The sequence below is a fragment of the Alloalcanivorax xenomutans genome, from assembly GCF_900217905.1.
In the GTDB taxonomy this organism is placed as follows: domain Bacteria; phylum Pseudomonadota; class Gammaproteobacteria; order Pseudomonadales; family Alcanivoracaceae; genus Alloalcanivorax; species Alloalcanivorax xenomutans.
Genome location: NZ_OBMO01000003.1, coordinates 144,892 through 171,480 on the forward strand (window position 1 = coordinate 144,892; position 26,589 = coordinate 171,480).

Sequence of the window (26,589 nt, forward strand, 5' to 3'; positions counted from 1 at the left end):
ATAGCGTAGGAGGCATGATGCGCAAACAATGCTTGGTCCTGGCATGCGCCCTGGCGGCGGGGCCAACCCTGAGTCACGCCCAGGAGTCGGAAGAAGCCGCCAAACCGCGTGGCTGGGACATCGAACTGGAAGGCTCGTACCTTCTGAAGTCCGGCAACACCCGCTCCCAGAACCTCGCCGCCGCGGCAAATCTGACCCACGATGGCCGGGTGTGGCGCCATACCGGCAAAATGGAAGCGGTCAATGAGATGTCTCGCAATGACGACACCCGCGAGGATGAGCGCACCGCCGAACGCTATTACGGTTCCTACAAGCTGGATCGCAAGTTCGGAGACCTTGGCCGGAACTACATCTTCAATATCGTGACCTACGATAAAGATAACTTCTCCGGCTACCATTACCAGGCCAGCTATGCCATTGGTCTTGGCCGCCGTTTCCTGGATACGGAAACCCACACTCTGGACCTGGAAGCCGGTCCCGGTTACCGCGTGGACTGCCTCGATCCCTCTGATTCCTACACCAGCTGCGAGGATACCGAGGAGAGTCTGATCGGCCGTTTCGCCGCCAAATACGAGTGGAAGATCTCCGAAACCGCTTCCTTCAAGGAAGATTTCACCACCGAAGTGGGCGATGAGAACACCGTGGTGCGGGCGGAAACCTCGCTGACGTCCAAGATCAACGATCATTTCTCGCTACGGCTCAGCCATCTGCTGAAGCGTAACTCCAAGGTGCCGGATGACGGCAGCCACCGCAGCGACCAGGAAACCCGGGTCTCCGTGGTCTACACTTTCTGATCGACATAAAAAAAGCCGGCCCGAGGGCCGGCTTTTTTTATTTGGTCGGAGTAGCAGGATTCGAACCTGCGACCCCTACGTCCCGAACGTAGTGCTCTACCAGGCTGAGCTATACTCCGAATGTGGGGGCGTATTCTAGCAGCGAATTTTCAGAATGCTACTGTTTTGCAACGGGAATTTATCCGGTTGTCCATATTCTGCTCAATTCCCCGTACAATGCGCCTTCCCAGCCCTGCCTGATAGCGGTTTTGATGCCCGAATTACCTGAACAACTGGACGATCTGTGCCTGCGACGCTGGCCCCGCCGGCGCGATGAGCGCCTGCAAGCCTGGGACGCGGCGGACCGGTATTTGCTCAAGACCTTGCAAGAGCAGGGGGCGGGGCCGGCCACACTGGTGGTAAACGACCAATGCGGCGCCTTGTGGTTGACGGCGCTGCGGCGTGGCCCTGCATGCAGCCACGGTGATTCCTGGCTGGCCTGGCGCGCGGCGGTGGCCAACGCCACCGACAACGCCATGACATTACCGGAAGCCGGCTGGTCGTGGCCTTGGCAAGAGCCTTCGATCCGGCCTGACCAGGTACTGATGCGGGTTCCCAAGGAATTGTCGCTGCTGCAGGCGCAACTGGCCTGGCTGGCGCGGATTCTTCCGGAAGGCACACCGGTCTGGCTTGCCGGGATGGACAAGCACCTGCCGCCGAACCTGGTGCCTTTGATGGAGACTTATCTGGGCAATGGCCGGGCGGAGTTGGGCTGGAAAAAGGCGCGCCGATTCTCGGCTGTTGCCCCGGGCAAGACCCTTGAGCCGGCACCGGAAGCGGCGTTGGTCAGCGTGCCGGAGCGTGGCTGGAAACTGCATACCGGCGCCGGCGTCTTCGGGCGCCAGCATCTGGATATCGGCGCGCGCTTCCTGCTGGACCATCTGCCCCGGCAGGTGGAAGGGGAGATCGCGGATCTGGGGTGCGGTAATGGCGTGCTGGGCCTGACGCTGGCGGCGGACAATCCCCGGGCCCGGGTGACGTTCTGCGATGAGTCCTTTCTCGCGGTGGAAAGCGCACGTCGTAACGCGGCCCTTTATATTCCCGACCCAGACCGTTGCCGATTCCATCTCGGCAACGGTCTGGACGGCCTGGAGCAACGGTTTGACCTGATTGTGCTGAACCCGCCGTTCCACCGGGGCCATGCCGTCGACGATCGGGTGGCGTTGACGCTGTTTCGTCATGCCCGGCGGCATTTGGCGGATGCAGGGGCGTTGTGGGTAGTGGCGAATCGGCATTTGCCTTATCGCCCGCCGTTGCGGCGGGCATTCGCTCAAGTGGATGTGGTGGACGGCAACGCCAAATTCATCATCTACCGGTGTCAGAGCTCGATGTCGTAAAAGGTTTCGGCGCGGGCATGCGGGGAGTTCCACAGAACCTTCTCGCGGTCCAGCAAGGTGGTGTTCAAGCCGGCCTCCCGCGCCGCGTCCAGTTCCGCTTCCACGTCGGAGAGAAACAACACCCGCTCAGGAGCCACGCCGATGTCGGCGGTGATACCCCGGTAGCTGTCGGCGTCTTTCTTGCCGCCGCTGGTGGTGTCGTAATAGCCGCTGAACAACGGTGTCAGGTCACCGGCCACACTGTGACCGAAGAACAACTTCTGGGCTGCAATGGAGCCGGACGAATACACGTACAGCTTCAACCCCCGGGCCTGCCACTGCCGGAGCCGTTCCACCGCGTCGGAATACATGTGGGCCTGGTAGTCGCCGTTCTCATAGCCCGTTTGCCAGATCATGCCCTGCAACGTTTTCAGAGATGTGATCTTGCGATCCTCGGCAATCCAGCCCCGGAACAAGGCCGCGGCTTGCTCCGGTGACGCCAGCGGCTGGCCGCTCTCCGCACGGGCCTGGGCCACGCATTCCGCCACGGCGGGCCGCTCCCAATGCGTCCGCAGGAAAGCCTCCATTTCCCGGTCCGCATAGGGAAACAGCACCTCCTTGACGAAGGAGATGCTGCTGGTGGTGCCTTCGATGTCGGTGAGAATGACCTCGATCGCCATCGTCTCAGTTCTCCAGGCGGCTGAACCGGCCGGCGATATCGCTGCCAGTGAAGTTGGCCACCCAGCCTTCCGGATTATTGAACAACCGGATGGCCACGAAATGCGGATTCGGGCCCATGTCGAACCAGTGCGCGGTATTGGCTGGCACGGAGATCAGGTCGCCTTTGGTGCACAACACTTCATAAACCTGATCCTCGATGTGCAAGGTAAACAGCCCCTGACCCTCGACGAAGAAGCGAACCTCGTCTTCCGAGTGGCGGTGCTCGTCCAGGAACTTTTCCCGGAACGCCGCTTTGTCCGGATGATCCGGTTGCATGCTGACCACGTCCACCGTCTGGTAGCCTTCCTCGCGCTTCAGGCGGTCGATGTCCTCGGCATAGGCTTCCAGCACTTCTTCCTGGGATGGGCTGGCCGTCAACGGCTTGGTTGCCTCCCATTGTTCATAACGGATCCCGACCTTGGCCAGTTCCACCGCCATGGCGGCTTTGCTATCCACCACCAGTTGCGGATTATCCGGCTCACCGTCGCGGAAAATTTTCAGATTACTCATGGGGTGATCCTCGTTAAGAGCCTGTTCACGATCTTTACGCCGGTGGGGCGGGGTCAACCCAGCCGGCGACGATCCAGTTCAATGGCCAGCAGCGTTTCCAACGCTTCCAACTGGCGGTAACAAGTGGCCATATCCGCGGCCCATGTGTACAGACCATGGCCGCGAATCAGGTAAGCATGGCGGGCAAGGCCCTGGTCCATGGCCTGATCCACGCGTGCCGACAGCCCGGCGATATCCTGCGTATTGTCGAACACGGGCAAGGTGACCCGGGTATCGTGGGTGGTGATGCCCTCCAGCGCTTTCAACAGCTCATACCCTTCCAGGGTAAGGTGATCCGCCGGCCAATGCATGGTCAACACGGTGGACGCATGGCTGTGGGTATGCAGCACCGCGCCGACCTGGTCATAACGCTGGTAGAGCTGGGTATGCAAGAGGGTTTCCGCCGAGGGCTTGCCATCACCCACCGGGCGGCCCCGCAAATCCACCACCATGATATCGGTTTCCTCCAGCAGCCCCTTGTCCTTGCCAGAACAGGTAATGGCGGCGTGTCCGGCGTTCAACCGTATTGAGTAATTGCTGCTGGTGGCGGGGGACCAGCCGTGTTGATACAGACGGTGGCCAGTGGCCGCCAGGGTGCGGGCGGCTTCACGAAAAGCGGAGATGGAGTAGGGGCGCTGGCTCATGAGGCACTCCGGGCAAAATACGCCGCCATGGCGGTTGGGTCGGGGGACGGGATAACCCCGTTTTCGGTAACGATGGCGCTGATCAAGGCGGCCGGCGTCACATCAAAGGCGGGGTTATAGACCGGGCAGTCCGCCGGGGCGCAGGGCCGCCCCGCTACCTGCCGGACTTCCTCCGCAGGGCGTTGCTCGATGACGATACCGGAACCGTCCTGCATCGCCGCGTCCAGAGTGGAATCCGGCGCCGCGACAATAAAGGGGATGCCATGGTGACGGGCCAGCACGGCCAGGGAATAGGTGCCGATCTTATTGGCGGTATCGCCGTTGGCGGCGATACGGTCGGCGCCGACGATCACCACATCCACCTCGCCCTGGGCCATCAGCATGGCGGCGCAACTGTCCGCCACCAGGGTGACGGGAATGCCGTCCTGCATCAGTTCCCAACTGGTCAGACGAGCCCCTTGCAGCCAGGGGCGGGTCTCGCCGGCATATACCGACCTCAATTGGCCTGCTTCCCAGGCGGAACGGATGATGCCAAGGGCTGTGCCGTGGCCACCGGTGGCCAGAGCGCCGGTGTTGCAGTGGGTATAAACCCGGGCCTCCGGGGGTAGCAGAGACAGACCGGCCTCACCGAGACGCCGGTTGGCGGCCAGATCGTCCCGGTGCAGGCGCTCGGCCTGCTCACTCAGGTGCCGGGCGAGAGCCGCGCCGCTGAGATCGCCGGCGGCCTCACGCATCCGGTCCAGCGCCCAGAACAAATTCACCGCGGTGGGGCGGCTCTCGGCGAGCACCTCGAAGGCCGGCGCCAGCGCCGCCAGGGACGCTTGGTCGCCAAGCCGCTGGGCTTCCAGCGCCAGGCCATAGCCGGCGGTGATGCCGATGGCGGGCGCCCCGCGCACTACCATCTCGCGGATGGCATGAGCGGCTTCCCGCGCGTTGGTGATGCGCAGCCAGATAGTGTCGGCGGGCAGGGCGCGCTGATCGAGCAGATCAAGTGCGGTGTCGTGCCAGCGGATCGCGAGACTCGCCAGGGCCATCAATGTCTCCGTGAAAGTAGCGAAAGCGTCACCCGGTCCGGGCCGGGGCGGTTATTCTACAACAGCCATCCGTTACGGAGGCATCTCTTGGGAAGGCCTCTTTTATGGAGGCCTCGTTCACGGAGGATAGTGCAGCGGTTCCCGCCGCCGGCGACGACGAATCCAGTTGACCGCCCGGAACACACTGTGTTGACGGATAATGGCCCTTTCCAGACGGTATTTGCCCGGAAAAGTGCTGACCATGACCGCGATCAGCATGGTCAAAAGGCCTTGTCCGGGCAGAACCAGCATCAGCAGACCCGCCACCAACAACACCACCGCAAGAGCATTGCGCAACGCCCACAACACCCAATGCCCCGGGTGCCGATAGTGAGTGGGGCGCCGCTCGGCGGTGAAATAATCCGCCGGCATGCGAATCACCAGCCATGGAATGGCCAGGGTGGAAATGACCGCCATCAGCAGCCCGATCAAGGTGAGAGTGGGGAACCACGGTTCCAGGGTTTGTCCCAGTTGATGCAGCCAGGGGGGCAGGCTCAGCGTCACTGCTTGGCTCTCCTCAAATTGTCCTTGCATGGCCTTGGCGTCTGGCACCATCGCCCGAGCATCGCCAGACGGGGCGGGTTGGACGTCTGGCCGGTTGAACCGGTATGTTGCGCTTCGCATGGGGGGTGCCGTGCCGCCTCAAGGACCGGCCCATGACGAGTGAGCCGCCGGCCATGGGACAAGATCGGCGACCCACCCGGCGCAATATGAGACCGGCGATGATGATTTGCAATGCGCCGTCGTACAGCCCATGCGCCGCCGTATAACATGGGACCGTCGGAACGGCCAACCGTGCCGCCGTGGCGGTCCGGTGAGTCGAAAGTAAGCAACGAAGACAGGTGAACCAGGAGAACCTTTATGGGGATGGCCGCGCAATTGGCCCTGGCAATCGGGATCGGTCTGCTGATCGGTGTGCTGTTGGGCCTGCTGATCTGGCGCTGGATGTCACGGCGCCGTGAGGCCACCCTTGAGCGGCATCGCCACGCCCAGGTGCTGGAAAGCCTGGAGGTGCTCAGCCGCGCTTATATGCAAGGTCAGGTGGATGCCGGTGAAGCCAGTCTGAGGATGGCGGCGCTATTGGACTGTTTGCCAGCGCGGGTCGCGCCGAAAGTGGATCTGGCGGCGATCCACCAGTTGGCCAGCGACTGCGAGAACTTTCACCGGGGCGATGCGCGCAAGGCGCTGACCCCGGCTCAACGTAACCGGGAGGATCTTGATCGCCTGCGTCTGGAAGATGAGCAGGCGGAGGCGTTCATGCAGGCCACCGAGCGGCTTGCCGGTGTGCTGGTGCAATGGCGGCAACAACTTTGTCCGCGCCGGCGGACTGACTGAAAAGACACTCGACTCAGGCGTCACGGCTGCGGGCGCCTTGTATACCATTGGGTATGATCGGCGCTTTCCATTGTTTGCAATCACCTTATCAGTCATTGGAAGCCGAGTTCAGATTATGAGTGACACCTTGTACGTGGCCTTTCCCGCCAGCGAAACACTGTGCCAGCGTATCGATGCCTTTCTTGCCAAGATGCGGGATGACCCGTCTGGCAACCATGCCGCGGACTTGGATGGCATCACCGATCCTTTCATCGACGAAGTCCTGCATACCTACTTCACCGGCCCGATCGAAGCGGTCAATGCGCGCGGCACCGCGGTGAACATGATCATGGGGGCCATGAAGGTGATCCAGAAGGCCGCCCACGGACTGGCCGGCCGTTTGATGCGCAAAGCCAGTGTCGAGGAGCAACAGGCTCTGGCTCAACATTTCAGTTCCTTGCGGCTGGAGAAGGATGGCGGCGTCTTCGTCGGCTACCCGTTGCCAGCGGATCTGGCGGAGCGTGCCAATCAGGTTTTCGAATCCTTCGCCAACGGGGAAGGGGAGATGGCGCAGTTGGTGGAAGTGATGCACGGCATCACCGACGGAGCGATCGAAAACTATCTGGATAAGACTCTGGGCAGCCTGAAACTCGGCGCCATCAACCGCGGCCTGGTGTCCACCGCCCGCGCCACCATCAACAAGGCTTCCGCATCCGCCGTGGACAAGGGGTTGCCCGCCATGGAACGCAGTCACCGCAAGCCGGTGGTGGCGTACTATCAGAGCCTGCTGCATCGATTCGGCTGAACAGGCTCTAACCGCGCCGGCGGCATTACCGCCGACGCGGCTCGGCTCAGGAGGCGTCTTCCTGGGTCGGGGTGGATGAAGTGGATGTGTCTGGAGCACTCTCGGCCCGGGTGGCGGCTTTCTTACGGGTGGCCGCCTTTTTCTTTGCCGGCGTCTTTTTCACCGTGGTTTTTTTCTTGGCGGCGGCCTTCTTCCGGGGCGTGGCGGCTTTCTTCTTCACCGCGGCCTTTTTGGGTTTAGGTGCCGCTTTCGGCGTATCACCGCCAACGCGCTTTTCAATTTCCTTGGCACGCTTTTCCAGATCCTTCTGGTACTGACCGATGACTTTGGCCAGACTGTTGGCTTGCTTGGCGGTGGCCTTGAGCACTTTGACCTCGGTTTCCAGGAAACGCTTGCGGGCTTCCGATTCGTCCACCCGGGAGCGCGCCTCGTCCACTGCCTTGCGGGCGCGATCCAGTTGCCGCTTGACGGTGGCATTGGCTTTCTTCCGGTATTCCGCCTGCAGCTTCTCCAATCGATTGAGCGTATCACGGCGCCGCTCAACCTCCTGATTAAGCCGCTGGCGAGCCTTTTCCAGCTGTTTTTCCAGTTGCGCGATCTGTTTATCCCTTTCGTTATCGAAACGTTCCGCCAGCTTGCGGATCTGTGCCTGCAGATCGTCAAGGCGGCTTCGTACTGTATTCGCGGCCATGGATGACTCCCTTTCCCCGGATGGATGTGTGTGAGGGCGTTGATCAGCACCGGGTTGGAATCCTCCGCGGTGCCACTGAAACTTTATGTCACATCCTGGAGCTGGACAACAGCGCAGCGCCGATGATTCACGTCATTCCGGCAATGCCATTGAGCTTTGCCGGGCCAGCGGAGATACTGCCCGCAGCATAACGGGATAAACGGATATGGCGATTTCCTTTGACGGCAAGCTGGTGGTGGCGATCAGTTCGCGGGCGCTGTTCGATCTCAGCGACAGCCACAAGGTGTACGAAGAGGAAGGGCTGGACGCATTTCAGGAGTACCAGACCGCCCATGAGGACGACATCCTCAAGCCCGGTGACGCCTTTCCTCTGGTGACCAAACTGTTGGCGATCAATCAGTTGGAGCAGGGCCGCGATCGGGTGGAAGTGATTTTGTTGTCTCGCAACAGCTCGGATACCGGCTTGCGCGTATTCAATTCCATAGAGCATTACGGCCTCCCCATCACCCGGGCGGCTTTTGCCGGTGGGCAAAGTCCGCATCGTTATGTCTCGGCTTTTGGCGCCCACCTGTTCCTTTCCACCAGCCCGGATGACGTTCGTCAGGTGCTGGATGCCGGCTTCGCCGCCGCCAATATCCTTTCCGGCGGACCTCTGGAACAACAGGACGATCTCCTTCGTATCGCCTTCGATGGCGACGCGGTGTTGTTTTCCGACGAATCCGAGCGGGTTTTCCAGAGCGCCGGCCTGGAGGCGTTCGCGGAGAGCGAAAAGGCCGCTGCCTGGCAGCCCCTCAGCGACGGGCCGTTCAAGCCTTTTCTGGAGGCGCTGCATCAGATCCAGAAGGCCTTCCCAATGGAGCAATGCCCGATTCGCACCGCTCTGGTCACCGCGCGTTCGGCGCCGGCCCATGAAAGGGTCGTGCGTACCCTGCGGGCCTGGGGGATTCGCCTGGACGAAAGTCTGTTCCTGGGCGGACTGCCGAAAGGGCCGTTTCTACGCGCCTTCGGCGCCGATGTGTTTTTCGATGATCAACAGGGCCACTGCGAATCCGCCCGTGAGCATGTGGCCGCCGGCCATGTTCCGCATGGCATCGCCAATGCGCCGCCGGCGGATCCCTAAGAGCCTGGGGGCCGGTTCACGCGCCTGGTGGAAAAAACGCCGCCCCCTATGCTTTCTCTGAATAGTTCTTTATATTTTTATAACCTGTTCAGCATAGGCCGGGAGCGCCCATGAAACTCCAGCAGCTTCGTTATATCTGGGAAGTGGCCCGCCACGATCTGAATGTGTCCGCCACGGCCCAGGCCCTGTATACCTCGCAGCCCGGCATCAGTAAGCAGATCCGCATGCTGGAGGACGAGTTGGGAGTGGAGGTGTTCGCCCGCAGCGGCAAGCATCTGACCCACGTGACCCCCGCGGGGGAGGCGATCCTGCGTATCGCCGGGGACATCCTCCAGCAGACCGAAGCGATCAAGAGGGTGGCCCAGGAGTTCCGCGATGAGACCAAGGGCGACCTGAGCATTGCCACCACGCATACCCAGGCCCGTTACGCACTGCCCCCGGTAATTCAGAAGTTCACCCAGCGCTTCCCGGACGTCTCCCTGCACATGAATCAGGGCACGCCCATGCAGATTTCCGAGATGGCGGCGGATGGCAGTGTGGACTTCGCCATCGCCACCGAAGCCCTGGATCTGTTTTCCGATCTGGTGATGATGCCGTGCTACCGCTGGAACCGCACCGTGGTGGTGCCGGAAGGGCACCCGCTCACCAAGATCAAGCCGCTGACTCTGGAAGCGCTTGCCGAGTACCCCATCGTCACCTATGTGTTCGGTTTTACCGGCCGCAGCAAGCTGGACGATGCTTTCGCCCGGCAGGGCCTGGAGCCGAAAGTGGTGTTCACCGCCGCCGACGCGGACGTGATCAAGACCTATGTGCGCCTTGGCATGGGGGTGGGGATCGTGGCCCACATGGCGGTGGACCCGGTTCAGGACAAAGGGTTGGTCAATCTGGAAGCCGGCCATCTGTTCGAGCCCAGCACCACCCGGATCGGCTTCCGCAAAGGCACCTTCCTGCGCGGTTTCATGTACGAGTTCATCCAGCTGTTCGCGCCGCATCTGACCCGCGATGTCATTGACGCGGCGGTCCGGGCCAGCACCCGCGAGGAACGCGAGGCGCTGTTTCAGAACATCGAACTGCCCATGCTGTGAGCGCCGGTTCAGGGGCTCCGATCCCCGCCAGCGCGTTGCAAAGCGGCCAGGGCGCGGCTACATTGTGCCGGCCCGGAGACGCCGGGTGGTGCCGGCCCGGAGCCGCCGGGACCGCCGTTCGCGGCCAACCACCGTCATCTTCATTCAACCCCAAGGGGGATCAACGTGGAATTGTTATGTCTTGATCTGGAAGGGGTGCTGATCCCCGAGATCTGGATCAACTTCGCCGAGCGCACCGGAATCGAGGAACTGCGGGCCACCACCCGGGACATCCCCGATTACGACGAACTGATGCGAATGCGGCTGGGGCTGCTTGACCAGCACGGCTATGGTCTGCCGGATATCCAGGCGGTGATCGACACCCTGGAACCGCTGGACGGCGCCCGGGCCTTCGTCGATTGGGCGCGGGAGCATTTCCAACTGATCATCCTTTCCGATACCTTTTACGAGTTTGCCTTGCCCCTGATGCGCAAGCTGGGTCAGCCGACGCTGTTCTGTCACCGTCTGGAAGTGGACGGTAACGGCCGCATCATCGACTACGTGCTGCGCCAGCAGGATCCCAAGCGAGCCTCGGTCAAGGCACTGCACAGCCTGAACTACCGGGTCATCGCCGCGGGTGACTCCTACAACGACACCACCATGCTGTCCGAGGCGGAGCAGGGCATTCTGTTTCACGCTCCGGACAATGTGATCGCGGAATTTCCTCAGTTCCCGGCGGTACACAGCTACGAGGACCTGAAGAAGGAAATCGTCAAGGCCAGTGAGCGGGATATTCCGCTGTAGGCCGTGCTGACGGCACTTGCCTCGCCATGACACGGCGAAAAAAGCCCGACCAGCAAGTCGGGCTTTTTAGTGTGAGAGCGGGGGACGGCTTCAGTGTTGGGCGCCGGGCTCACTATCGGACAATTCCGCGGCGCTGTGATGTTCAATCCAGCCGTTCTGGTACATCCATTCGGTGGCGGGCTCCAGCGCCATCACCGTCATCAGCAAGCCGGTAAGACTCATGGTGATGGTGTAGGGCAGAGCCATCATAACCATGCGTCCGTAGGATAACCGCACCAGCGGCGCGAGAGCCGAGGTAAGCAGGAACAGAAATGCGGCCTGACCGTTGGGCGTGGCCACGGAGGGGATATTGGTTCCGGTGTTGATGGCCACGGCCAGCAAATCAAAGGTGTCCCGATTGATCTCGTTGAGGCGCAGCGCCTGGGCCACCTCATCCACGTAGACTGTGGCCACGAAAACATTGTCGGAGACCGCTGACAGCACACCATTGGCCACATAGAAGGCGGGACCCTGGATATGCTCATCCAGGGTCAGCACGTATTCGATCACCGGCGCGAACAACTGTTGGTCGGCAATGACGGCCACTACCGCGAAGAACACCGTCAACAGGGCGGTGAACGGTAAGGCTTCCTCGAAGGCCTGTCCCAGCCGGTGCTCCTCGATAATGCCGCAGAAGGCGGTGGCGAGGATGATCACGCTGAGTCCCACCAGCCCCACCGAAGCCGCATGGGTCGCCAGTCCCACTACCAGCCAGACGGCTATCAGCCCCTGCACCACCAGATTGACCTTGTCCCGGGTGGTGCGGCGCTGGTCCTGCTCAAGCGCGTGCTGACGCATGATGGAGCGCACCTTTTCAGGAATGTCCTCGCCATAGCCGAAGCTGCCACTGACCTCCAGAAACAGGCAGGTGAGCAGGCCGACCACCAGCACCGGCAGGCTGATCGGCGCCATGCGCAGGAAGAATTCACCAAACTCCCAGTCCGCGCGAGTGGCGATCAACAGATTCTGGGGTTCACCCACCAGGGTGCAGACACCGCCCAGGGCGGTCCCCACGGCGGCATGCATGAGCAGGCTGCGCAGGAAAGCCCGGAAGCGGCGCAAATCTTCCCGGTGCAAATCTTCCACGCTGGTGTCATCGCCATGGTCATGTTTCTGCTGGAACGTCTTGCCGGAGGCCACCTTGTGATAAATACCGTAGAAGCCGGTACAGACGGCGATGACCACGGCGGTCACGGTCAGCGCGTCGAGGAAGGCCGACAACAAAGCGGCGGCGAAGCAGAACAGCAGGCTCAGGCGTACCTTGGAGCGCACGCCGAGCAAAATCCGGGTAAAGGTGTAAAGCAGTAAATCCTTAAGGAAAAAGATGCCGGCCACCATGAAAATCAACAGCAGCAGCACCTCCAGATTACCTTCCACCTTATGCAGCACCGTGGCGGGAGAGGCGAGTCCGATCAGCAGTGCCTCGATGGCCAGCAAGCCGCCTGGCTGCAGCGGATAACACTTCAGCGCCATGGCCAGTGTAAAGATGAACTCCGCCAGCAGTAACCAGCCGGCCGCTTCCGGCCCGAGCACCCAGGCCACCAGGGGGTTGATGAGCAAAAAGACGACAATGGTGTATTTGTACCAGGCGGGGGCTTGCCCCAGGAAATTCTGGCCGAGGGCACGGCCGATTCGGGCGGACATGACGACGTTTTCCTACAGATTTCGGATCGGATCGGATGGGCGCGGCAATCATAAGCAGTTCAATTCTCACGGTACAGTCAACTAAAGTGCCATGGCGGGCCAAGGCGCGGATTTCCGCTGTGCCCTGGTTAACAATACGCAGACAAATCAGTTGTTTAGCCTCGAAAGTTGACGCACTGTTTAAGCAGTGACAAAGTGAAAATTATTTCGCTCTCGCTACGGAGCCCATGCTGGGTTGGGTTGCCCGCCAGGCCCGTGGCATCAAGACAAAACCAAAACAAGCGAGTGGGTTGCCCATGGTCGCGATCACCAATACCACCTCCTTGACCTTTCTCAAGGAAGCCATCGACACCACCCTCGGCGAATCGGAATCCAGCCTGGAAGCCTTCGCCGAGAACCAGGCCGAGGGGGCGGCTCTGGAGCGGTGCATCGATGCCTTCCAGCAGTTGCGCGGCATCTGTCAGATGCTGGAGCTGGATGCCGCCACCGTGATGGCGGAGGACATGGTGCTCACCGCCCGGGAGGTTCAGCGGCGCCCCGAGCCCCCCCTGATCCAGGCCCTGGGCAACGCCATCGTGTTGCTCGGCCACTACCTGGAGTATGTTCAACTCAGCGGCAGTCCGCTGCCCGAGGTTCTGGTGGCCGGCATCAACGAATTGCGCCAGGCCGCCGGCCGCGCGCCGTTACCGGAAAGCCAGTTTTTCCAGGTGGACGAGAGCCTGCCGCGTACGCCACCGGGGTCGTCAGCCGATGTGGATGGTCTGGCCCGGCAAAGCCGCCGCCTGCGCCACATGTACCAGGTGGGGCTGCTGGGCTTGCTGCGGGGGCAGGACCGGCGGACTCATCTGCGTCTGATGCTGCGGGCCATGGAGCGTATTGACCGGCTTGCCGGTGGCAAACGCTGGTGGTTGGCTCGGGCGGCACTGGAGTCCCTGCTGCACGACGATATGACGCTGACGGCGGCCCGGCGCGCCTTGTTGGCACGCTATGACCGACAGCTGAAGGCCCTGGTATACGACGGGGCCGGCGCTCTTGAGCGGGAGCCGCCGGCGGAGCTGCTGCGCGAATGTCTGTACCTCTCTGCTTTAGGCAGCGGAAAGGGCGACGCCGCCACCGAGGTGCGCTCCGCATTCGGGCTGCGGGAGCGCCCCGCCGACGCCGATCTGCAGCGTGAACTGGCATTGATGACCGGCTCCAAGGGCTCCGTGATCCGCTCCGTGGCCGGCGCCTTGAAAGAGGAAATCAACCAGATCAAGGACACCCTGGACATGGCCGCCCAGGGCGTGGCCGATACCGACTATGGCGCCGTGGCCGAAGGTCTTGGACGCATCGCCAGCACCCTGGACATGATTGGCGAAAACGAAGCTGCTCAGGGGTTGCGGCGCCGTGCCGAGGATGTCGCCGGCTGGCGTCCCGGCGGCGAAGTGGACAGCGATGCCTTCCACGCCCTGGTGGACGACCTGCTCGCCGCGGAGAACACCATCGCCACTTTGGAGCGCAGTCTGGCACCCGCGGATGACGTTCGCCGCGAGGTCAACAACGATCGCATTTCCCGTTACCAGCTGGATGAGGCGCGCATGACGGTGGTGGGCGAGTGCCGGGCCGGCCTGGCGCTGGCAAAACGATCGTTGGCCTCCTATATGGAGCAACAGTGGGATACCATGCATCTCAGTAATCTTCCGGGCACTTTCGCTTCGGTGGTGGGAGGGCTGACCTTCCTCGATCTGGAGCGGGCCTGCGCCGTAACCAACGCCTGTCGGTGTTATATCGAGAAGGAGTTGATCGGTGGCAGCGAGGCACCCACGGTCACCGCCATGGAGACCCTGGCGGATGCCCTGACCGCCATCGATTACTATCTTGAGAGCATGGAAGAACAGAAACCGATCGGAGAAGGCGTTCTGGATGTGGCGGAGCAGGCCGTGGGTGCCCTTGGCTATCCCACAGGCGGAGCGACATCGTGAACCATTTCTTTTCCCTGGACCTGTCCTCGGCGGAGCCGAGAGACGCGGACGAAGCCTGGTGTTTCGTGGTCCAAGAACAAAACCTGTACATCGATTTCGCCCAGCAGCCCGGCGACCTGGGCATTCCCAGGCTGCCGGCCTTCCTGCTGCGCCAACACCCGAATTACCGCTACATCGGCGTACTGCACGGCCAGCCCTGTTACGTGTGCGATGAAGGCGAGCATGAACTGGCCGACCAGCGCCTGCACCCGACCCCGTTGCGGCAGATCATCGGCCAGTTGGATGACGACACTTTCACCATGGTGGCGCGGGCCCTGCAGGTAATGAGCTGGAGACACAACCACCGTTTCTGCAGCCGCTGCGGCTCACCCACCGTACCCCATGAACGTGAGCTGGCCATGATCTGCCCGGCTTGCGACTATCGCCAGTATCCTCGCATCACGCCCTGCGTCATCGCCCTGATCAGCGATGGCGAATACGCTTTGCTGGGCCGCTCCGCGCGCTTTCCATCGGGATTCTACTCCTGCCTCGCTGGATTCATGGAGGCCGGAGAAACCGCTGAGCAGGCGGTACGCCGGGAAGTCATGGAGGAAACCGGTATCCAGGTTGGCGATCTACGCTACGCGCGCAGCCAGTCCTGGCCCTTCCCGCACTCCCTGATGCTCGGCTTCCATGGCGATTATGCCGGCGGCGACATCGTCATCGATGACGATGAAATCGTTGATGCCGGCTGGTACCGCCACGACCAATTGCCGCGCACGCCACCACCGGGCAGCATTGCCCACACCCTGATTGAACAATGGCGCGCGCCTTACCGGTAGCGCCCTGACACAGCCTTCCATGATGATGGAGTCCCGATGAGCTTTTCGTTCGCCCCGCTTTTGATTATGGTCATTGGCTTGGTTCTGGTGCTGATCGGAGCCTGGATCCTGTTGCGTCAGAAGTGGCTGTGGCAATGGCTCAAGGGCACGTTCGGACTGCTGATGGTGGCCGGCGCCATCTATCTGGTACTGGTGGCGGTGAGTCTGTATAGCTACCACGAACTGAGCGCCGAATCACCGGTGGCCACCATCAGCTTCCGGGCCACCGATGACCAGGCTTACATCGCCACGGTCACTGGCCGCGATGGCCGCACCCGGGACTTCCGGCTGGCCGGCGATCAATGGCAACTGGACGCCAGAATCATCAAATGGAAGACCCCTTTCACTTTGCTGGGGCTGAAGCCGGCCTATCAGTTGGATCGCCTCCAGGGGCGCTACTTCGCCCTGGAAGATGAGCGCTCACGGGAACGCACCGTGTATAGTCTCCATGATGAGCCGCCAGTGTTGGATGTCTGGCGCCAGGCCCGGGAGGGGTGGAGTTTTCTTGTCGATGCGCGCTATGGTAGCGCCGCCTATCTGCCAATGGCCGACGGGGCGATTTTTGAAGTAACGGTTTCCCCCACTGGCCTGGTGGGCCGGCCTCTCAACGGCAGCGCGCAGCAAGCGGTCTCCGGCTGGCAATAGGCGGCATTCGGCGCGAGCGGGGCAGGCGATTCAACCCATAAATACAGGTGAGCAAGACACGGTGATCATCGATTTAATTTCAGAATACGGCATGTTTCTCGCCAAAGTCGCCACCCTCGTGGTGGCGATTTTGTTTGTGATCGGCGGGATCGCCACTGCCGCGGCGCGCAATCGCCAGCGTAGCGGCCGTGATGGCGAACTGCGCGTCAAATACCTCAATGAGGAGTTCGACGATCTGCGCGAGAGCATCATTGATGAAGTGTGGCCGGAGCAACGCCGCAAGGCCGAGGCCAAGAAAAAGCGCAAGGAAGAAAAGGCGCGGGCCAAGCAGCGCAAAAAAGCCGGCGGCGAGGACAAGGCACCACCGCGCCTGTTCGTGCTGGATTTCAATGGCGACCTTCAAGCCAGCGATGTGGAAACCCTGCGCCGGGAGATCAGTGCCATCCTGGAGGTGGCGGAGGCCGATGACGAAGTCTTGCTGCGGCTGGAAAGCCCTGGCGGGCTGGTGCACAGCTACGGGCTGGCCGCATCGCAACTGAAACGCCTGCGCGGACGCGGTTTGAAACTCACCGTGGCGGTGGACCAGGTGGCCGCCAGCGGCGGATATATGATGGCCTGTATTGGTGACCGTATTCTCAGCGCTCCCTTCGCGGTAATCGGTTCCATCGGCGTGGTGGCGCAAATTCCCAATGTTCATCGCCTGCTGAAAAAACACGATGTGGATGTGGAATTGATGACCGCCGGCGAATACAAACGCACCCTGACCATGCTCGGCGAAAACACCGACAAGGCTCGCGCCAAGTTCCAGGAAGAGCTGGAGGAAACCCATCAGCTGTTCAAGAGTTTTGTCCGCGAGCATCGCCGCGGCCTGGATATCGACGCCGTCGCCACCGGGGAACACTGGTTTGGCAGCCGGGCCAAGGAACTGGGGCTGGTGGACGACATCATGACCAGTGATGAATACTTGCAGGGGCGCAAGGCCCAGGTGGATATCTATCAGATCACCTGGGAAGAGAAGCGCAAGCTCGCCGACCGGCTGAGCCTGTCCCTGGCGGCCGCCGCCCGGCGCGTGGTGGACCGTTTCTGGCAGCGCGGCTCGCACCGGCCATTCCAGTAACGCTCTTTCCAATAAAAAATGGCAATACCCGACGGACAACAGCAAACGGAGCTCGCAATGACATTCACGGCCCTGATCACCGAAAACACCGACAATGGTTACCAAAGCCGGGTAGGGGAGCGCGAGCTGGGCGACCTGCCGGAAGGCGAGGTCCTGGTGAAGGTGGCCTGGTCTTCCCTGAATTACAAGGATGCGCTCAGCGCCAGCGGCAATAAGGGGGTTACCCGGCAGTATCCGCACACGCCGGGCATCGACGCCGTCGGTGTGGTGGAAGAAGCGGAGCAGGGCCCCTTCAGCCCCGGTGACGCGGTAATCTGCACCGGTTATGACCTGGGCATGAACACCGCTGGCGGTTATGGCGACTACATTCGCGTGCCGGCGGACTGGCTGGTGCCTTTGCCGGATGGCATGGACCCGCGCTCCGCCATGGTGCTGGGCACCGCCGGGCTCACCGCCGCCTTGTGCGTGGAGGCCTTGCTGGATACCGGCCTGCAAGAGGACCAGGGCGATGTTCTGGTTACCGGCGCCACCGGCGGTGTCGGCTGCGTGGCGGTCTCGATCCTGTCCCGGCTGGGATTCCGGGTGGTGGCCGTTACCGGTAAAAGTGATGCCCATGACTGGCTGAAAACCCTGGGAGCGGCGGACATCATCTCCCGCGAGGAAGCTCTGGCGGATGCCAATAAGCCGATGTTGAAGCCGCGCTGGGCCGGGGTGGTGGATTGTGTCGGCGGCGACATGCTGGTGAACGCGCTGAAAAGCCTGCAATACGGCGCCAGTGCCGCTTGCTGCGGCCTGGTGGGCTCACCGCAGCTCAATAATGCCACGGTGCTTCCGTTTATCCTGCGTGGCGTCAACCTGCTTGGCGTGGACAGCGTGGAACTGCCGCGCGAAGTGAAGCAGCAGATCTGGCAACTGCTGGCCTCGGACTGGACCCCGGATCTGGCCGCGCTGGAAGCGGCGGAAATCACCCGGGAACAACTGCCGGAATGGTTCGAGCGGATCCTCGCCGGCGGAGTGCGCGGCCGCGTGGTGGTCAAGGTCGGCGGCTGATCCCGGCACCCTCCAACAGGCCGCGGATACGGGAGACACCATGACTGACCCGGGATGGCTGAAATTCGCACTGCGCCTGGACGGCAAGGGTGGCGCGGCACCCTTCGAGCCGCAGCTGTCCGCCGGCGACCACAGCACCCGCTGGATTCATCTGGATTACACCTGCCCGGAAAGCCGGGATTGGCTGGAAGCGCGGGCGGATATCCCGATGGTGGTCAGCGAAGCGCTGTTGACACCGGAGACCCGCCCGCGAGTCAGCGACGTGGGCGGAGGATTGCTGGTCTATCTCAGGGGCGTGAACCTGTCTCCGGACGCCCGGCCAGAGGATATGATCGCGGTGCGGCTGTGGATCCGGGATGGCCTGGTAATCAGCACGCAAAAGCGCACATTGAAGTCCCTTACCGAGCTGGTTGACGCTTTGCATGCCGGAGAAGGGCCGGCGACCCCGTCGGAACTGCTGGCCGGCCTGGTGGACGGGCTTGTCTGGCGCATGGAAGAGGTGATCGAGCAGATCGAGGATCAAGTGGCGGACTTTTCCGAACGGCTGGAAGGCGGGTCAGGCAACCGCGATCAGACCCGCCGGATCGGCGCATTGCGGCGCCGGGCGATTACCCTTCGACGTTACATGGCTCCGGAACGGGACGCCCTGGCCAAACTGCATGGCGACAGCCGTATTCGCAGTGGTGACGCGGAGATCATTCGTGAAGCCACGGATCGTCTGCAACGCCTGCTGGAAGATCTGGACGCGGCCCGCGAGCACGCCACCCTGCTGCAAGAGGAGGTCTTTTCCGCCCAGAATGAGACCATCAACGACCGCATGTACCTGCTGGCCATCATCAGCGCAACCTTTCTGCCGCTGGGTTTTTTGACCGGTCTGTTCGGTATCAATGTGGGCGGTTTGCCCTGGCTGGAAAACCCTAACGGCTTCTGGTGGTTTACCGGCATGCTTGTTATCACCGGCACCGGCATTTTATTGTGGATGATTCGACGACGCTGGGTGTGAATCGGGATAAGACGGCCACTGTAGGAGCTTGCCCTGCGGGCGAATAGCAGGATCGCGCGGGGCAAGCTCTTACAGCACGGAGATCAGGCTGACTGACGGCGATAAATCGGGCGCTCGTCATGGACATCGCCCTGGTAGGTCACCGAGAACGGACGCAGCCCGTTCAGGGCTTCCTCGATGTCACGGTCGGCACGCACCTCGAAGGCATTGAAACCGACCCGGTGCATGTAGAACAACTGATCCTGCAGCACATCGCCCACCGCCCGGACTTCACCTTCAAAGCCATAGCGGGTACGCAACTCACGGGCGTAGGAATAGCCACGGCCATCCTTGAAAGCAGGGAAATTGACCGCCACCAGGGGCAGGGCGGGCAGGTCCGCGGCCAGGTCCGCCGGCTCCTCGCCGGGTTCCAGGCACACCCCCACCGGCGCGGCGCGCTCCAGCAGGGCATCACGATGGGCCAGCCAATAGGCCAGCGGCACGATCACCGCGCCTTCCGCCGGAACGTCTTGCTGCTCCAGTTCCTCGGAGGTCAGCCGTCGCCAGGTGTTCTCGACGATTTCGCCGTTGACGATCACCTTAGCCATATACCACCTCCTTGAACGGGTCCATGCCGATACGCTCGTACGTGCTGATGAAAGGCTCGTTTTCCAGACGGTTGTCCAGGTACACGCGAATGATCTTGCCGATCACCCCGGTAACCTCGTGGGACTCGAAGGACGGCCCCATTTTTTCGCCAATGCGGGATTGGCGGTCACCGCGACCACCCAGGGTGATCTGGTAGAACTCCTTGCCTTTCTTGTCCACGCCGAGAATACCGATATGGCCAATATGGTGATGACCGCAGGCGTTCATGCAGCCAGAAATATTGACGTCCAGCGGCCCCAGATCATGAACGAAATCCAGGTCGTCGAACTGACGCTGTATGCCCTCGGCGATCGGCACGGACTTGGCGTTGGCCAGGGCGCACAGGTCACCGCCGGGGCAGGACACGATGTCGGTGATCAGCCCCAGGTTCGGAGTGGCGAACCCGAGCGCATCCAGTTGCCGCCAGAGATCATACAGCTCGTCCTCGGCGACATCGGCCAGAACCATGTTTTGCTGGTGCGTGGTGCGCACTTCGGAGAACGCATAACGGTCCGCCAGGTCGGCCACCGCTTCCAGCTGTTCATCGGTAATGTCACCGGGGATCCGGCCCGTCTTCTTCAACGTCAGAGTCACTGACCGATAGCCGTCCTTTTTATGGGCACGGGTATTGGTGTGGTACCAGCGGTTGAAAGCGCGATGCTGATCCAGCGCGTTGCGCAGGGCGGCGGTGTCCACATCGGTGCGGTAATCCGGATCCACGAAGCAGGCCTTGATTCGAGCCACCTCTTCCCGGGTCAGCGTCATCGCACCGCCTTTCAGTTCGGCGAATTCGGCTTCCGCAAGCTCACGGAATTTATCCGCGCCCAGAGCTTTCACCAGAATCTTGATGCGGGCTTTGTACTTGTTGTCACGATTACCGTACTTGTTGTACACCCGCAGAATCGCTTCCAGATAGGCAAGCAGATCCGGCCAGGCGACAAACTCGCCGATGACTTCGCCGGTCATCGGGGTGCGGCCGAGACCACCGCCCGCCCAGACCTGGAAGCCGGTTTCGCCGTTGTGGTCGTGCACGATCTGCACGCCAATATCGTGCACGCCGATCAAGGCCGGATCCGCGTCCGGCACCGCGTTCACGGCGATCTTGAATTTGCGTGGCAGATAGGCGAATTCCGGGTTGAAGGTGGCCCACTGGCGGATCACTTCACACCAGGGGCGCGGGTCTTCGATTTCACGCGGATTAACGCCGGCGTACTCGTCGGTGGTGATGTTGCGAATGCAGTTGCCGCTGGTTTGAATGGCGTGCATTTGCACGCTGGCCAGCTCGGCGAGGATGTCGGGAGTGTCCGCCACTTCCGGCCAGTTCAACTGGATGTTTTGACGGGTACTGACGTGGCAGAAGCCCTTGTCGTAATCACGGGTAATGGACGCCAGCTTGCGTACCTGGGTGGTATTGAGCATGCCGTAAGGTACGGAGATACGCATCATCGGCGCATAGCGCTGGATGTAGAGCCCGTTCTGCAGCCGCAGGGCGAGGAATTCGTCCTCGCTCAGTTGGCCCGCCAGGTAACGCCGGGTCTGGTCACGGTACTGTGCCACCCGCTCTTCCAGAAGCCGTTGGTCATAGTCCTGATATACGTACATTGCTGTGTCGCGCCGTGTTAATTCGTTGATTTGCAAGCCGTTTGGCGGCTTACAATTCCGAGTGGCGCGAACTTTAGCAAAGGGTTTTTATACTTAAAAGAAATATATCGCTATATCCCTAGTGTGTTCCGCTATGATCCCGCGGCACTGAGAACCATTTTCACTACCACGAAAACACCGATCACCAGAGCCAGCACCAGGATCACATAAACGCCGATATAATCGCCGGGATTGCCTTTGTTAAAATCCCGCTCGCGGTTGGCGTGGCTCTGCACGCCAAACAGTCCGGCAAGAATGCTTTTCAACACTTGCAGGAAGTTGGGGCGGTCCGAGCCGGAATTGTTCTGATCGCTCATGAAGACCTCATCATAATTGAATGTGAGCCCAGCTCCGGCGAACCCACAGCCCTCCCAGCAGGGAGGAGGTCACCAGCCGTTGCAGGGCCTGGGCCAGCCAGATACCGAGCAGGCCGAATCCCAGCCAGGGGCCAATGATATAGGCCAACGGCAGGAACAGGCACCATTGTACTACAAGGGTGACCATCATTACCGACCGGGATGCGCCGGCCCCCAGCAAAGCCTGGGTGAAAATAATGGCCGCGCCGTCCAGGCAGATCGCCAGTCCGGTGATCATCAGCGGCACCCGTCCGAGCGCCACCAGATCCGGCTGATGCAGGAACAAACCCAGAATCCACTCCGGCACCAGCCACATAGGCAGCGCGGTGACGAACAGCATCAGCACCGCCAGCCAGGTGACGTCCCAGCCCCAGCGATAAGCGTCGGCGGCATCCCGGCGTCCCAGCGCCTGACCCACCAGCGACGCGGCGGCCAGCCCGAGACCGATGGCCGGCAGAATCAGCAGGAGAATCAAGGTGATCAGCACGTGGGCCACCGCCACTTCATCGGCACCGACCATGCCGATGATCCAGAACAGCACGGTAAGACCGGCGGAGAAGAAGAACTGCTGCACTGAGTTGGGAATACTGACCCTGGCGATGCTGCGCAGGGTGTAGGCGGAGGGCCAGGCGGTCATGAAACCGTGCTCGCGCCCCAGTTTCCAGGTTTGCAGTAAATAAAGCAGGCTGCCGAGATACAGGGACAAGGTGGTGCCGAGGCCAGCGCCGGCGGCGCCCATTTCCGGCAGGCCGAGACGGCCAAAGATCAGGCCGTAGCTGAGCACCACGTTGGCCACATGGGTGGTGATCAGGGTGCGCATGTACACCGCGGAGCGGCTGATGCCGTTCCAATAGCCGCGATAGCAAAAATTCATCGCCACCGCCCAGATGCCCAGCAGGCGCATGTCAAAGTAGCCCTCCGCCAGTCCGGCCACCGGCGCATTGGGGGCAAGAAAATGCATCATCGGCCCGCTGATCGCCAAGAACAGGGCGGTCAGCGGCAATGACAGCACCAGTCCCACCAGCAATCCGGCGTTCAAGGGCAAGGCATATTGACGCTCGTCGCCTTCCCCTTTGCGCCGCGCCACCATGGCCTGAACCCCTGCGCCGAGCCCGATCACCACGCTAATCGACAGGAAGGCGGCATAGCCGCCCAGGCCGACGCCGGCCAGGGCATCACCGCCGAGCCGCCCGACCAGAGCGGCGTCGACCAGATTCAGCAGGCTCTGGCTTATCATGGCCGCCATGATGGGCAGCCCCAGGGCAAGGACGCGACGGCTTCGATGCAGTGGAGGCACGGTGATTTCTGGCTTTTTGACGAAAGCGGCAACCATACCAGAAAGTCCCAGAGCCTGTTTATAGTCTTTACGCCACCGCGGCGGCGTAAAGACTATAAACAGGCTCTCAGCCCCCAGGATCAACCCGGAGAAAAACGTCTCCCCATTGCAACCACGCAGTACCTGACTAAAATAGTCAGGAAATACCCCAACCGGAAACCGGAATGAGCGAAGAACTGATCCGCATCACCGACAGCGCCCAGGATTACCTCCGCGACCTGCTTTCCAAGCAGGACCAGGAGGGCATGGGTGTGCGCATCTTCGTCGAACGCCCCGGCACTCCCCATGCCGAATGCTGCATGGCGTATTGCCCGCCGGATGAGCAGGAAGACGGGGACGTGCGCTATGACTACGAAGGCTTTCATGCCTGGATCGAGGGCAAGAGCGTACGCTACCTCGAGGACGCGGTGATCGATTACAAGAAGGACAGCATGGGCGGCCAGCTGACCTTCCGCGCGCCCAAGTCCCGGGTCCCCGACATAAGCCCGGATGCCAGTCTGGAAGAACGCATCAACTATGTGCTGTACGCCGAGATCAACCCGAATCTGGCGGCTCACGGTGGCAGTGTGCAGTTGCTGGAATTGACCGAGGACAATGTGGCAGTGCTGGAATTCGGCGGCGGCTGCCAGGGCTGCTCCGTGGTGGATGTCACTCTGCGTGACGGCGTGGAGCGCACCCTCAAGGAGCGCCTGCCGGAACTGACTGGCGTGCGGGACAAGACCGACCACAGCGTTACCGACAACGCCTACTACAGCTGATCACTTAAGGCCGCTTCCCACAGACCGATCTACGAAGCCGCTGTAGGAGCTTGCCCTGCAAGCGAATTGTCCCGCGGTCAGCACATTCGCTCGCAGGGCAAGCTCCTACCGAGACCTGAGCGGGCCCCGGAGCGTGATCGATGCCTTCCCGATTAACCGCAGTTGGGCCGCTTGCCCGCCGCGCGGGCCTGTTGATACAACGGCAGAGCCTCGGGCATGCTGGCCTCCAGGTCCTCGATACGGGTGCCGCTGGAGGGGTGAGTGGAAAGCAGTTCCGGTGGGCTGCCGTTGCTGGCCGCCGCCATGTTTTTCCACAGCTGCACACTCTGACGCGGGTCGAATCCGGCTCGGGCCATCATCTGCAAGCCGATGATGTCGGCCTCGGATTCATGCTTGCGGCTGAAGGGCAGCGTCACGCCCACCTGAGTACCCAGCCCCAGGGCCGCCATCAGGCCTTGCTGGGCAGCGCCACCGCTGTCCCCGGCCAGGGCCGCCAGCAATTGCGTGCCGGTTTCCGTGGCGTATTGAATCGACATGCGCTCATTGGAATGCTGAGCCAGCACATGGCCCACTTCATGGCCCAGCACCGCGGCCAGTTGATCCTGGGTCTTGGCTACTTTCAGCAAGCCGGTGTAGACCCCGATTTTGCCGCCGGGCAGAGCAAAGGCGTTGGCGGCGGGATCGTCGAACAGGGTCACTTCCCACTGTTCATCACTGCCGGATTCGGCGGTGACCGCATCGGCCACGCATTGCACATACCGTTTTTGCTGACTGTTGGTGCTGATCTTCTGTTCCGTCTTCATCTGATCATAGGCAGCCACTCCCATCTGATCCATCTGGTCCGCCGGCATCAGCAGGAACTGGCTGCGCCCCAGCGGTGAGGTGGCACAAGCCGTCAGCGCCAGGGCGGTCAGCACGGGCAGGGCGATTCTTTTCATCAAGGCATTCCTCCTTATTCCCACTCACGCAAATGGCGGCGGGCTATCCATAGCAACCATGTGGACCACAATCCACACGCCAATAATACCAGCACTCCGGGCACGGAAAGATCCCAAATTGTCGGCGGCACCCGCCCGGCGAGCAGTAAAGCGCCGGTAATCATCGATGCGCACACCAAAAGTGTTTGTATCTGCCGGTATTGGCCACGCTCCAGGCGGCTTACCAAGCGCTCCAGATGGCGTGGATCGACACCACCGTCGGTGCGGCCATTGGCCAGTGTCGACGGTGGCGGCGGAGCATAGAGCCGATCGACCACATCCAAGGCCCGCAGCCCGAGACTGCGCACCAGTCGCTTGGGACCATAACGCTGCCGCAGCAATCGGTGCATCAGAGGCTCCGCTTCGCGAATCAGATCGAAGCGTGGGTTCAGCAGCCGACCAAACCCTTCCAGGGTGATCAAGGCCTTGATCAACAACGCGATATCGCTGGGCAGGATCAGACCGTGATTGCGGATCAGAGCGGTGATGTCGCCGAGCAGGGCGGGCAGGTCCAGCTCCGCCAGCGGCAGGCCATAGTAGCGGGATACCACGTCCTCCACATCCGCCACCAGCTGATCGAAGTTGAGTGGCTGGCCGTCGGACCAGCCGGTCAAAACCGCCGCGGCGTGCTCCGACTCCCGGGTTATGATGGCGCGCACCAACTGCACAATCTGCTCACGCCGGCCATCGGTGAGCTTGCCGACCATGCCGAAGTCCAGCAGGCCGATGCGGTTGTTGCTCAGGATCAGCACATTGCCCGGATGGGGGTCGGCATGGAAAAAGCCATCTTCCAGAGCCATTTTCCAGGCCACCATGGCGCCGCGTCTTGCCACCAGCGGGCGATCAACGCCAAGTGCGTCGAGACGGGCCAGATCCCTCGCGGGTGTGCCATTGAGGCGCTGTTGCACCTGCAGAGTGGCGGAGCTGAGACGGGTATGGACTTTCGGGATCATCACCCAGCGCAGGCTTTTGACGTTCTGGCGGATGCGCTCGGCGTTGCGTGCCTCGATGGTGAAGTCCAGTTCCCGGCTCAGTGAGCGGTGAAACTCGCGCACCAGCTCCACCGGGCGGTAGCGGCGCAGTTCCTGGGAATTGTCGGAGGCCAGCTTGGCCAATTGATCCAGCAGCCGCAGATCGGACTGGATTTTGGCCTCGATGCCAGGCTTTCTCACCTTGATGACCACTCGATCACCGGAGCGGGTCACCGCCGCGTGCACCTGGCCGATGGAGGCCACGCCCAGCGGGTGCTCATCCACCGAGGCGAACACCTGATCCAGAGGCCGGCCCAGCGCCGCTTCCACCGTCGGTGCCAGGCTGGCGAAGGGCACTGGACGGGCCCGGTCCTGCAGCCTTTCGAACTGCTCGATCCACTCCGGAGAAAACAGATCCACCCGGGTCGCCAGCACCTGACCGAGCTTGACGAAGGTTGGCCCCATTTCCTCCATCGCATGACGCAGACGCTCGGCACTGCCCATGTGCAGGAAGCGGGGATCCAGCCCGCTGCGCAGCAAACGCCCTGCATGCTCTATCATCGGCGCCAGTCCCAGCCGGCGCAGCATGTCAGCAAATCCGTATTTCAGCAGGATCGCCGCCAGTTCATTGAGGCGGCGCAGATCCTGGCCAGTGTGCAGCAGGTTCATGA

General features: G+C 61.7%; 27 protein-coding genes and 1 tRNA gene. 14 read left to right on the forward strand and 14 right to left on the reverse strand.

Translation table 11 applies throughout. From position 1 onward, the window contains the following. Positions 1-17 precede the first annotated feature (17 nt). A complete protein-coding gene (locus tag CRO06_RS03555; RefSeq protein WP_022995932.1) occupies positions 18-794 on the forward strand; it encodes a DUF481 domain-containing protein in 777 nt (258 codons plus the stop codon). A 42-nt stretch (positions 795-836) separates the two neighbouring features. On the opposite strand, the gene CRO06_RS03560 is transcribed toward CRO06_RS03555, so the two are convergent. Then, a tRNA-Pro gene (locus CRO06_RS03560) sits at positions 837-913 on the reverse strand. A 132-nt stretch (positions 914-1,045) separates the two neighbouring features. On the opposite strand from CRO06_RS03560, the gene CRO06_RS03565 reads away from it, so the two are divergent. After that, positions 1,046-2,170, forward strand: a complete 1,125-nt coding sequence (locus CRO06_RS03565; protein WP_063139573.1) for a methyltransferase — start codon at positions 1,046-1,048, stop codon at positions 2,168-2,170. Here the strand turns inward: CRO06_RS03565 and mtnC are convergent. The 5 genes from mtnC to CRO06_RS03590 all read right to left on the reverse strand — a co-directional run bounded on the left by mtnC (position 2,152) and on the right by CRO06_RS03590 (position 5,639). Further along, the gene (mtnC, locus tag CRO06_RS03570; RefSeq protein ID WP_097057746.1) at positions 2,152-2,829 is read right to left on the reverse strand and encodes an acireductone synthase; all 678 of its coding nucleotides are present in this window, start codon (positions 2,827-2,829) and stop codon (positions 2,152-2,154) included. The genes CRO06_RS03565 and mtnC overlap by 19 nt on opposite strands. A gap of 4 nt (positions 2,830-2,833) precedes the next feature. Next, positions 2,834-3,379: a 1,2-dihydroxy-3-keto-5-methylthiopentene dioxygenase gene (locus CRO06_RS03575; RefSeq protein ID WP_022995935.1), complete on the reverse strand. Its 546-nt coding sequence runs from the start codon at positions 3,377-3,379 to the stop codon at positions 2,834-2,836. Between the two features lie 53 nt (positions 3,380-3,432). Continuing rightward, positions 3,433-4,062 carry a methylthioribulose 1-phosphate dehydratase gene (locus tag CRO06_RS03580; protein ID WP_022995936.1) on the reverse strand — a complete coding sequence of 210 codons (630 nt, stop codon included), beginning with the start codon at positions 4,060-4,062 and terminating at the stop codon, positions 3,433-3,435. Next, complete coding sequence (gene mtnA, locus CRO06_RS03585; protein WP_055100042.1) at positions 4,059-5,096, reverse strand: S-methyl-5-thioribose-1-phosphate isomerase; 1,038 nt, start codon at positions 5,094-5,096, stop codon at positions 4,059-4,061. Before mtnA ends, CRO06_RS03580 begins: the two co-directional genes overlap by 4 nt. Positions 5,097-5,213: 117 nt before the next feature. After that, positions 5,214-5,639 carry a hypothetical protein gene (locus tag CRO06_RS03590; protein WP_055100111.1) on the reverse strand — a complete coding sequence of 142 codons (426 nt, stop codon included), beginning with the start codon at positions 5,637-5,639 and terminating at the stop codon, positions 5,214-5,216. Positions 5,640-5,996: 357 nt separating this feature from the next. On the opposite strand from CRO06_RS03590, the gene CRO06_RS03595 reads away from it, so the two are divergent. Together CRO06_RS03595 and CRO06_RS03600 are read left to right on the forward strand one after the other, a co-directional pair. Next, positions 5,997-6,470 (forward strand): DUF2489 domain-containing protein, encoded by a 474-nt coding sequence (locus CRO06_RS03595; protein ID WP_244902761.1) that lies wholly within the window; start codon positions 5,997-5,999, stop codon positions 6,468-6,470. A 115-nt stretch (positions 6,471-6,585) separates the two neighbouring features. Then, the gene (locus CRO06_RS03600) at positions 6,586-7,254 is read left to right on the forward strand and encodes a hypothetical protein (RefSeq protein WP_022995940.1); all 669 of its coding nucleotides are present in this window, start codon (positions 6,586-6,588) and stop codon (positions 7,252-7,254) included. A 46-nt stretch (positions 7,255-7,300) separates the two neighbouring features. Here CRO06_RS03600 and CRO06_RS03605 read toward each other — a convergent pair whose 3' ends face one another. Next, on the reverse strand, positions 7,301-7,945 hold the full coding sequence (locus CRO06_RS03605) for a hypothetical protein (protein WP_097057747.1): 645 nt from the start codon (positions 7,943-7,945) through the stop codon (positions 7,301-7,303). Between the two features lie 205 nt (positions 7,946-8,150). Here CRO06_RS03605 and CRO06_RS03610 point away from each other — a divergent pair, with 205 nt between their 5' ends. The 3 genes from CRO06_RS03610 (at position 8,151) to thrH (ending at position 10,933) form a co-directional block, all read left to right on the forward strand. Further along, a complete protein-coding gene (locus tag CRO06_RS03610; protein WP_022995942.1) occupies positions 8,151-9,065 on the forward strand; it encodes a 5'-nucleotidase in 915 nt (304 codons plus the stop codon). A 110-nt stretch (positions 9,066-9,175) separates the two neighbouring features. Then, positions 9,176-10,150 (forward strand): HTH-type transcriptional regulator CysB, encoded by a 975-nt coding sequence (gene cysB / locus CRO06_RS03615; RefSeq protein ID WP_026949316.1) that lies wholly within the window; start codon positions 9,176-9,178, stop codon positions 10,148-10,150. Between the two features lie 165 nt (positions 10,151-10,315). Continuing rightward, a complete protein-coding gene (thrH, locus tag CRO06_RS03620; protein WP_022995944.1) occupies positions 10,316-10,933 on the forward strand; it encodes a bifunctional phosphoserine phosphatase/homoserine phosphotransferase ThrH in 618 nt (205 codons plus the stop codon). A gap of 90 nt (positions 10,934-11,023) precedes the next feature. On the opposite strand, the gene nhaB is transcribed toward thrH, so the two are convergent. Then, on the reverse strand, positions 11,024-12,616 hold the full coding sequence (gene nhaB, locus CRO06_RS03625; protein ID WP_026949315.1) for a sodium/proton antiporter NhaB: 1,593 nt from the start codon (positions 12,614-12,616) through the stop codon (positions 11,024-11,026). Positions 12,617-12,843: 227 nt separating this feature from the next. On the opposite strand from nhaB, the gene CRO06_RS03630 reads away from it, so the two are divergent. The 6 genes from CRO06_RS03630 (at position 12,844) to CRO06_RS03655 (ending at position 19,252) form a co-directional block, all read left to right on the forward strand. Then, on the forward strand, positions 12,844-14,577 hold the full coding sequence (locus tag CRO06_RS03630; protein WP_244902762.1) for a FimL-related protein: 1,734 nt from the start codon (positions 12,844-12,846) through the stop codon (positions 14,575-14,577). Next, positions 14,574-15,398: an NAD(+) diphosphatase gene (nudC, locus tag CRO06_RS03635; RefSeq protein WP_022995947.1), complete on the forward strand. Its 825-nt coding sequence runs from the start codon at positions 14,574-14,576 to the stop codon at positions 15,396-15,398. The genes CRO06_RS03630 and nudC overlap by 4 nt, the downstream gene beginning before the upstream one ends. 36 nt (positions 15,399-15,434) lie before the next feature. Continuing rightward, complete coding sequence (locus CRO06_RS03640; protein WP_022995948.1) at positions 15,435-16,082, forward strand: hypothetical protein; 648 nt, start codon at positions 15,435-15,437, stop codon at positions 16,080-16,082. A 61-nt stretch (positions 16,083-16,143) separates the two neighbouring features. Then, positions 16,144-17,199 (forward strand): protease SohB, encoded by a 1,056-nt coding sequence (gene sohB / locus CRO06_RS03645; protein ID WP_097057748.1) that lies wholly within the window; start codon positions 16,144-16,146, stop codon positions 17,197-17,199. A gap of 57 nt (positions 17,200-17,256) precedes the next feature. Then, the gene (locus CRO06_RS03650) at positions 17,257-18,249 is read left to right on the forward strand and encodes a YhdH/YhfP family quinone oxidoreductase (RefSeq protein WP_026949312.1); all 993 of its coding nucleotides are present in this window, start codon (positions 17,257-17,259) and stop codon (positions 18,247-18,249) included. Positions 18,250-18,289: 40 nt separating this feature from the next. Beyond that, the gene (locus tag CRO06_RS03655; RefSeq protein ID WP_097057749.1) at positions 18,290-19,252 is read left to right on the forward strand and encodes a zinc transporter ZntB; all 963 of its coding nucleotides are present in this window, start codon (positions 18,290-18,292) and stop codon (positions 19,250-19,252) included. A gap of 83 nt (positions 19,253-19,335) precedes the next feature. Here CRO06_RS03655 and CRO06_RS03660 read toward each other — a convergent pair whose 3' ends face one another. The 4 genes from CRO06_RS03660 to CRO06_RS03675 all read right to left on the reverse strand — a co-directional run bounded on the left by CRO06_RS03660 (position 19,336) and on the right by CRO06_RS03675 (position 23,209). Continuing rightward, entirely contained in the window at positions 19,336-19,839 is a 504-nt protein-coding gene (locus tag CRO06_RS03660) for a DUF934 domain-containing protein (RefSeq protein WP_022995952.1), read from the reverse strand. Continuing rightward, complete coding sequence (locus CRO06_RS03665; RefSeq protein ID WP_026949310.1) at positions 19,832-21,481, reverse strand: nitrite/sulfite reductase; 1,650 nt, start codon at positions 21,479-21,481, stop codon at positions 19,832-19,834. Before CRO06_RS03665 ends, CRO06_RS03660 begins: the two co-directional genes overlap by 8 nt. 131 nt (positions 21,482-21,612) lie before the next feature. Next, entirely contained in the window at positions 21,613-21,837 is a 225-nt protein-coding gene (locus tag CRO06_RS03670) for a DUF2970 domain-containing protein (protein ID WP_022995954.1), read from the reverse strand. 10 nt (positions 21,838-21,847) lie between these two features. Beyond that, positions 21,848-23,209, reverse strand: coding sequence for an MATE family efflux transporter (locus tag CRO06_RS03675; protein WP_080530953.1), 1,362 nt, complete (start codon positions 23,207-23,209; stop codon positions 21,848-21,850). A gap of 167 nt (positions 23,210-23,376) precedes the next feature. Here CRO06_RS03675 and nfuA point away from each other — a divergent pair, with 167 nt between their 5' ends. Beyond that, positions 23,377-23,970: a Fe-S biogenesis protein NfuA gene (nfuA, locus tag CRO06_RS03680; RefSeq protein WP_022995099.1), complete on the forward strand. Its 594-nt coding sequence runs from the start codon at positions 23,377-23,379 to the stop codon at positions 23,968-23,970. 152 nt (positions 23,971-24,122) lie between these two features. Here the strand turns inward: nfuA and CRO06_RS03685 are convergent, their stop codons facing one another. Together CRO06_RS03685 and CRO06_RS03690 are read right to left on the reverse strand one after the other, a co-directional pair. Then, complete coding sequence (locus CRO06_RS03685; RefSeq protein WP_022995098.1) at positions 24,123-24,908, reverse strand: M48 family metallopeptidase; 786 nt, start codon at positions 24,906-24,908, stop codon at positions 24,123-24,125. A 14-nt stretch (positions 24,909-24,922) separates the two neighbouring features. After that, complete coding sequence (locus CRO06_RS03690) at positions 24,923-26,587, reverse strand: ABC1 kinase family protein (RefSeq protein ID WP_022995097.1); 1,665 nt, start codon at positions 26,585-26,587, stop codon at positions 24,923-24,925. Between the last annotated feature and the right edge of the window lie 2 nt (positions 26,588-26,589).

Excerpts from the sequence above, each read along its gene's own strand:
- CRO06_RS03555 (WP_022995932.1), top strand. The coding sequence starts at position 18 with ATGCGCAAACAATGCTTGGTCCTGGCATGCGCCCTGGCGGCGGGGCCA.
- CRO06_RS03565 (WP_063139573.1), top strand. The coding sequence starts at position 1,046 with ATGCCCGAATTACCTGAACAACTGGACGATCTGTGCCTGCGACGCTGG.
- mtnC (WP_097057746.1), bottom strand. The coding sequence starts at position 2,829 with ATGGCGATCGAGGTCATTCTCACCGACATCGAAGGCACCACCAGCAGC.
- CRO06_RS03575 (WP_022995935.1), bottom strand. The coding sequence starts at position 3,379 with ATGAGTAATCTGAAAATTTTCCGCGACGGTGAGCCGGATAATCCGCAA.
- CRO06_RS03580 (WP_022995936.1), bottom strand. The coding sequence starts at position 4,062 with ATGAGCCAGCGCCCCTACTCCATCTCCGCTTTTCGTGAAGCCGCCCGC.
- mtnA (WP_055100042.1), bottom strand. The coding sequence starts at position 5,096 with ATGGCCCTGGCGAGTCTCGCGATCCGCTGGCACGACACCGCACTTGAT.
- CRO06_RS03595 (WP_244902761.1), top strand. The coding sequence starts at position 5,997 with ATGGGGATGGCCGCGCAATTGGCCCTGGCAATCGGGATCGGTCTGCTG.
- CRO06_RS03600 (WP_022995940.1), top strand. The coding sequence starts at position 6,586 with ATGAGTGACACCTTGTACGTGGCCTTTCCCGCCAGCGAAACACTGTGC.
- CRO06_RS03605 (WP_097057747.1), bottom strand. The coding sequence starts at position 7,945 with ATGGCCGCGAATACAGTACGAAGCCGCCTTGACGATCTGCAGGCACAG.
- CRO06_RS03610 (WP_022995942.1), top strand. The coding sequence starts at position 8,151 with ATGGCGATTTCCTTTGACGGCAAGCTGGTGGTGGCGATCAGTTCGCGG.
- cysB (WP_026949316.1), top strand. The coding sequence starts at position 9,176 with ATGAAACTCCAGCAGCTTCGTTATATCTGGGAAGTGGCCCGCCACGAT.
- nhaB (WP_026949315.1), bottom strand. The coding sequence starts at position 12,616 with ATGTCCGCCCGAATCGGCCGTGCCCTCGGCCAGAATTTCCTGGGGCAA.
- CRO06_RS03630 (WP_244902762.1), top strand. The coding sequence starts at position 12,844 with ATGCTGGGTTGGGTTGCCCGCCAGGCCCGTGGCATCAAGACAAAACCA.
- CRO06_RS03640 (WP_022995948.1), top strand. The coding sequence starts at position 15,435 with ATGAGCTTTTCGTTCGCCCCGCTTTTGATTATGGTCATTGGCTTGGTT.
- CRO06_RS03650 (WP_026949312.1), top strand. The coding sequence starts at position 17,257 with ATGACATTCACGGCCCTGATCACCGAAAACACCGACAATGGTTACCAA.
- CRO06_RS03655 (WP_097057749.1), top strand. The coding sequence starts at position 18,290 with ATGACTGACCCGGGATGGCTGAAATTCGCACTGCGCCTGGACGGCAAG.
- CRO06_RS03660 (WP_022995952.1), bottom strand. The coding sequence starts at position 19,839 with ATGGCTAAGGTGATCGTCAACGGCGAAATCGTCGAGAACACCTGGCGA.
- CRO06_RS03665 (WP_026949310.1), bottom strand. The coding sequence starts at position 21,481 with ATGTACGTATATCAGGACTATGACCAACGGCTTCTGGAAGAGCGGGTG.
- CRO06_RS03670 (WP_022995954.1), bottom strand. The coding sequence starts at position 21,837 with ATGAGCGATCAGAACAATTCCGGCTCGGACCGCCCCAACTTCCTGCAA.
- CRO06_RS03675 (WP_080530953.1), bottom strand. The coding sequence starts at position 23,209 with ATGGTTGCCGCTTTCGTCAAAAAGCCAGAAATCACCGTGCCTCCACTG.
- nfuA (WP_022995099.1), top strand. The coding sequence starts at position 23,377 with ATGAGCGAAGAACTGATCCGCATCACCGACAGCGCCCAGGATTACCTC.
- CRO06_RS03685 (WP_022995098.1), bottom strand. The coding sequence starts at position 24,908 with ATGAAAAGAATCGCCCTGCCCGTGCTGACCGCCCTGGCGCTGACGGCT.
- CRO06_RS03690 (WP_022995097.1), bottom strand. The coding sequence starts at position 26,587 with ATGAACCTGCTGCACACTGGCCAGGATCTGCGCCGCCTCAATGAACTG.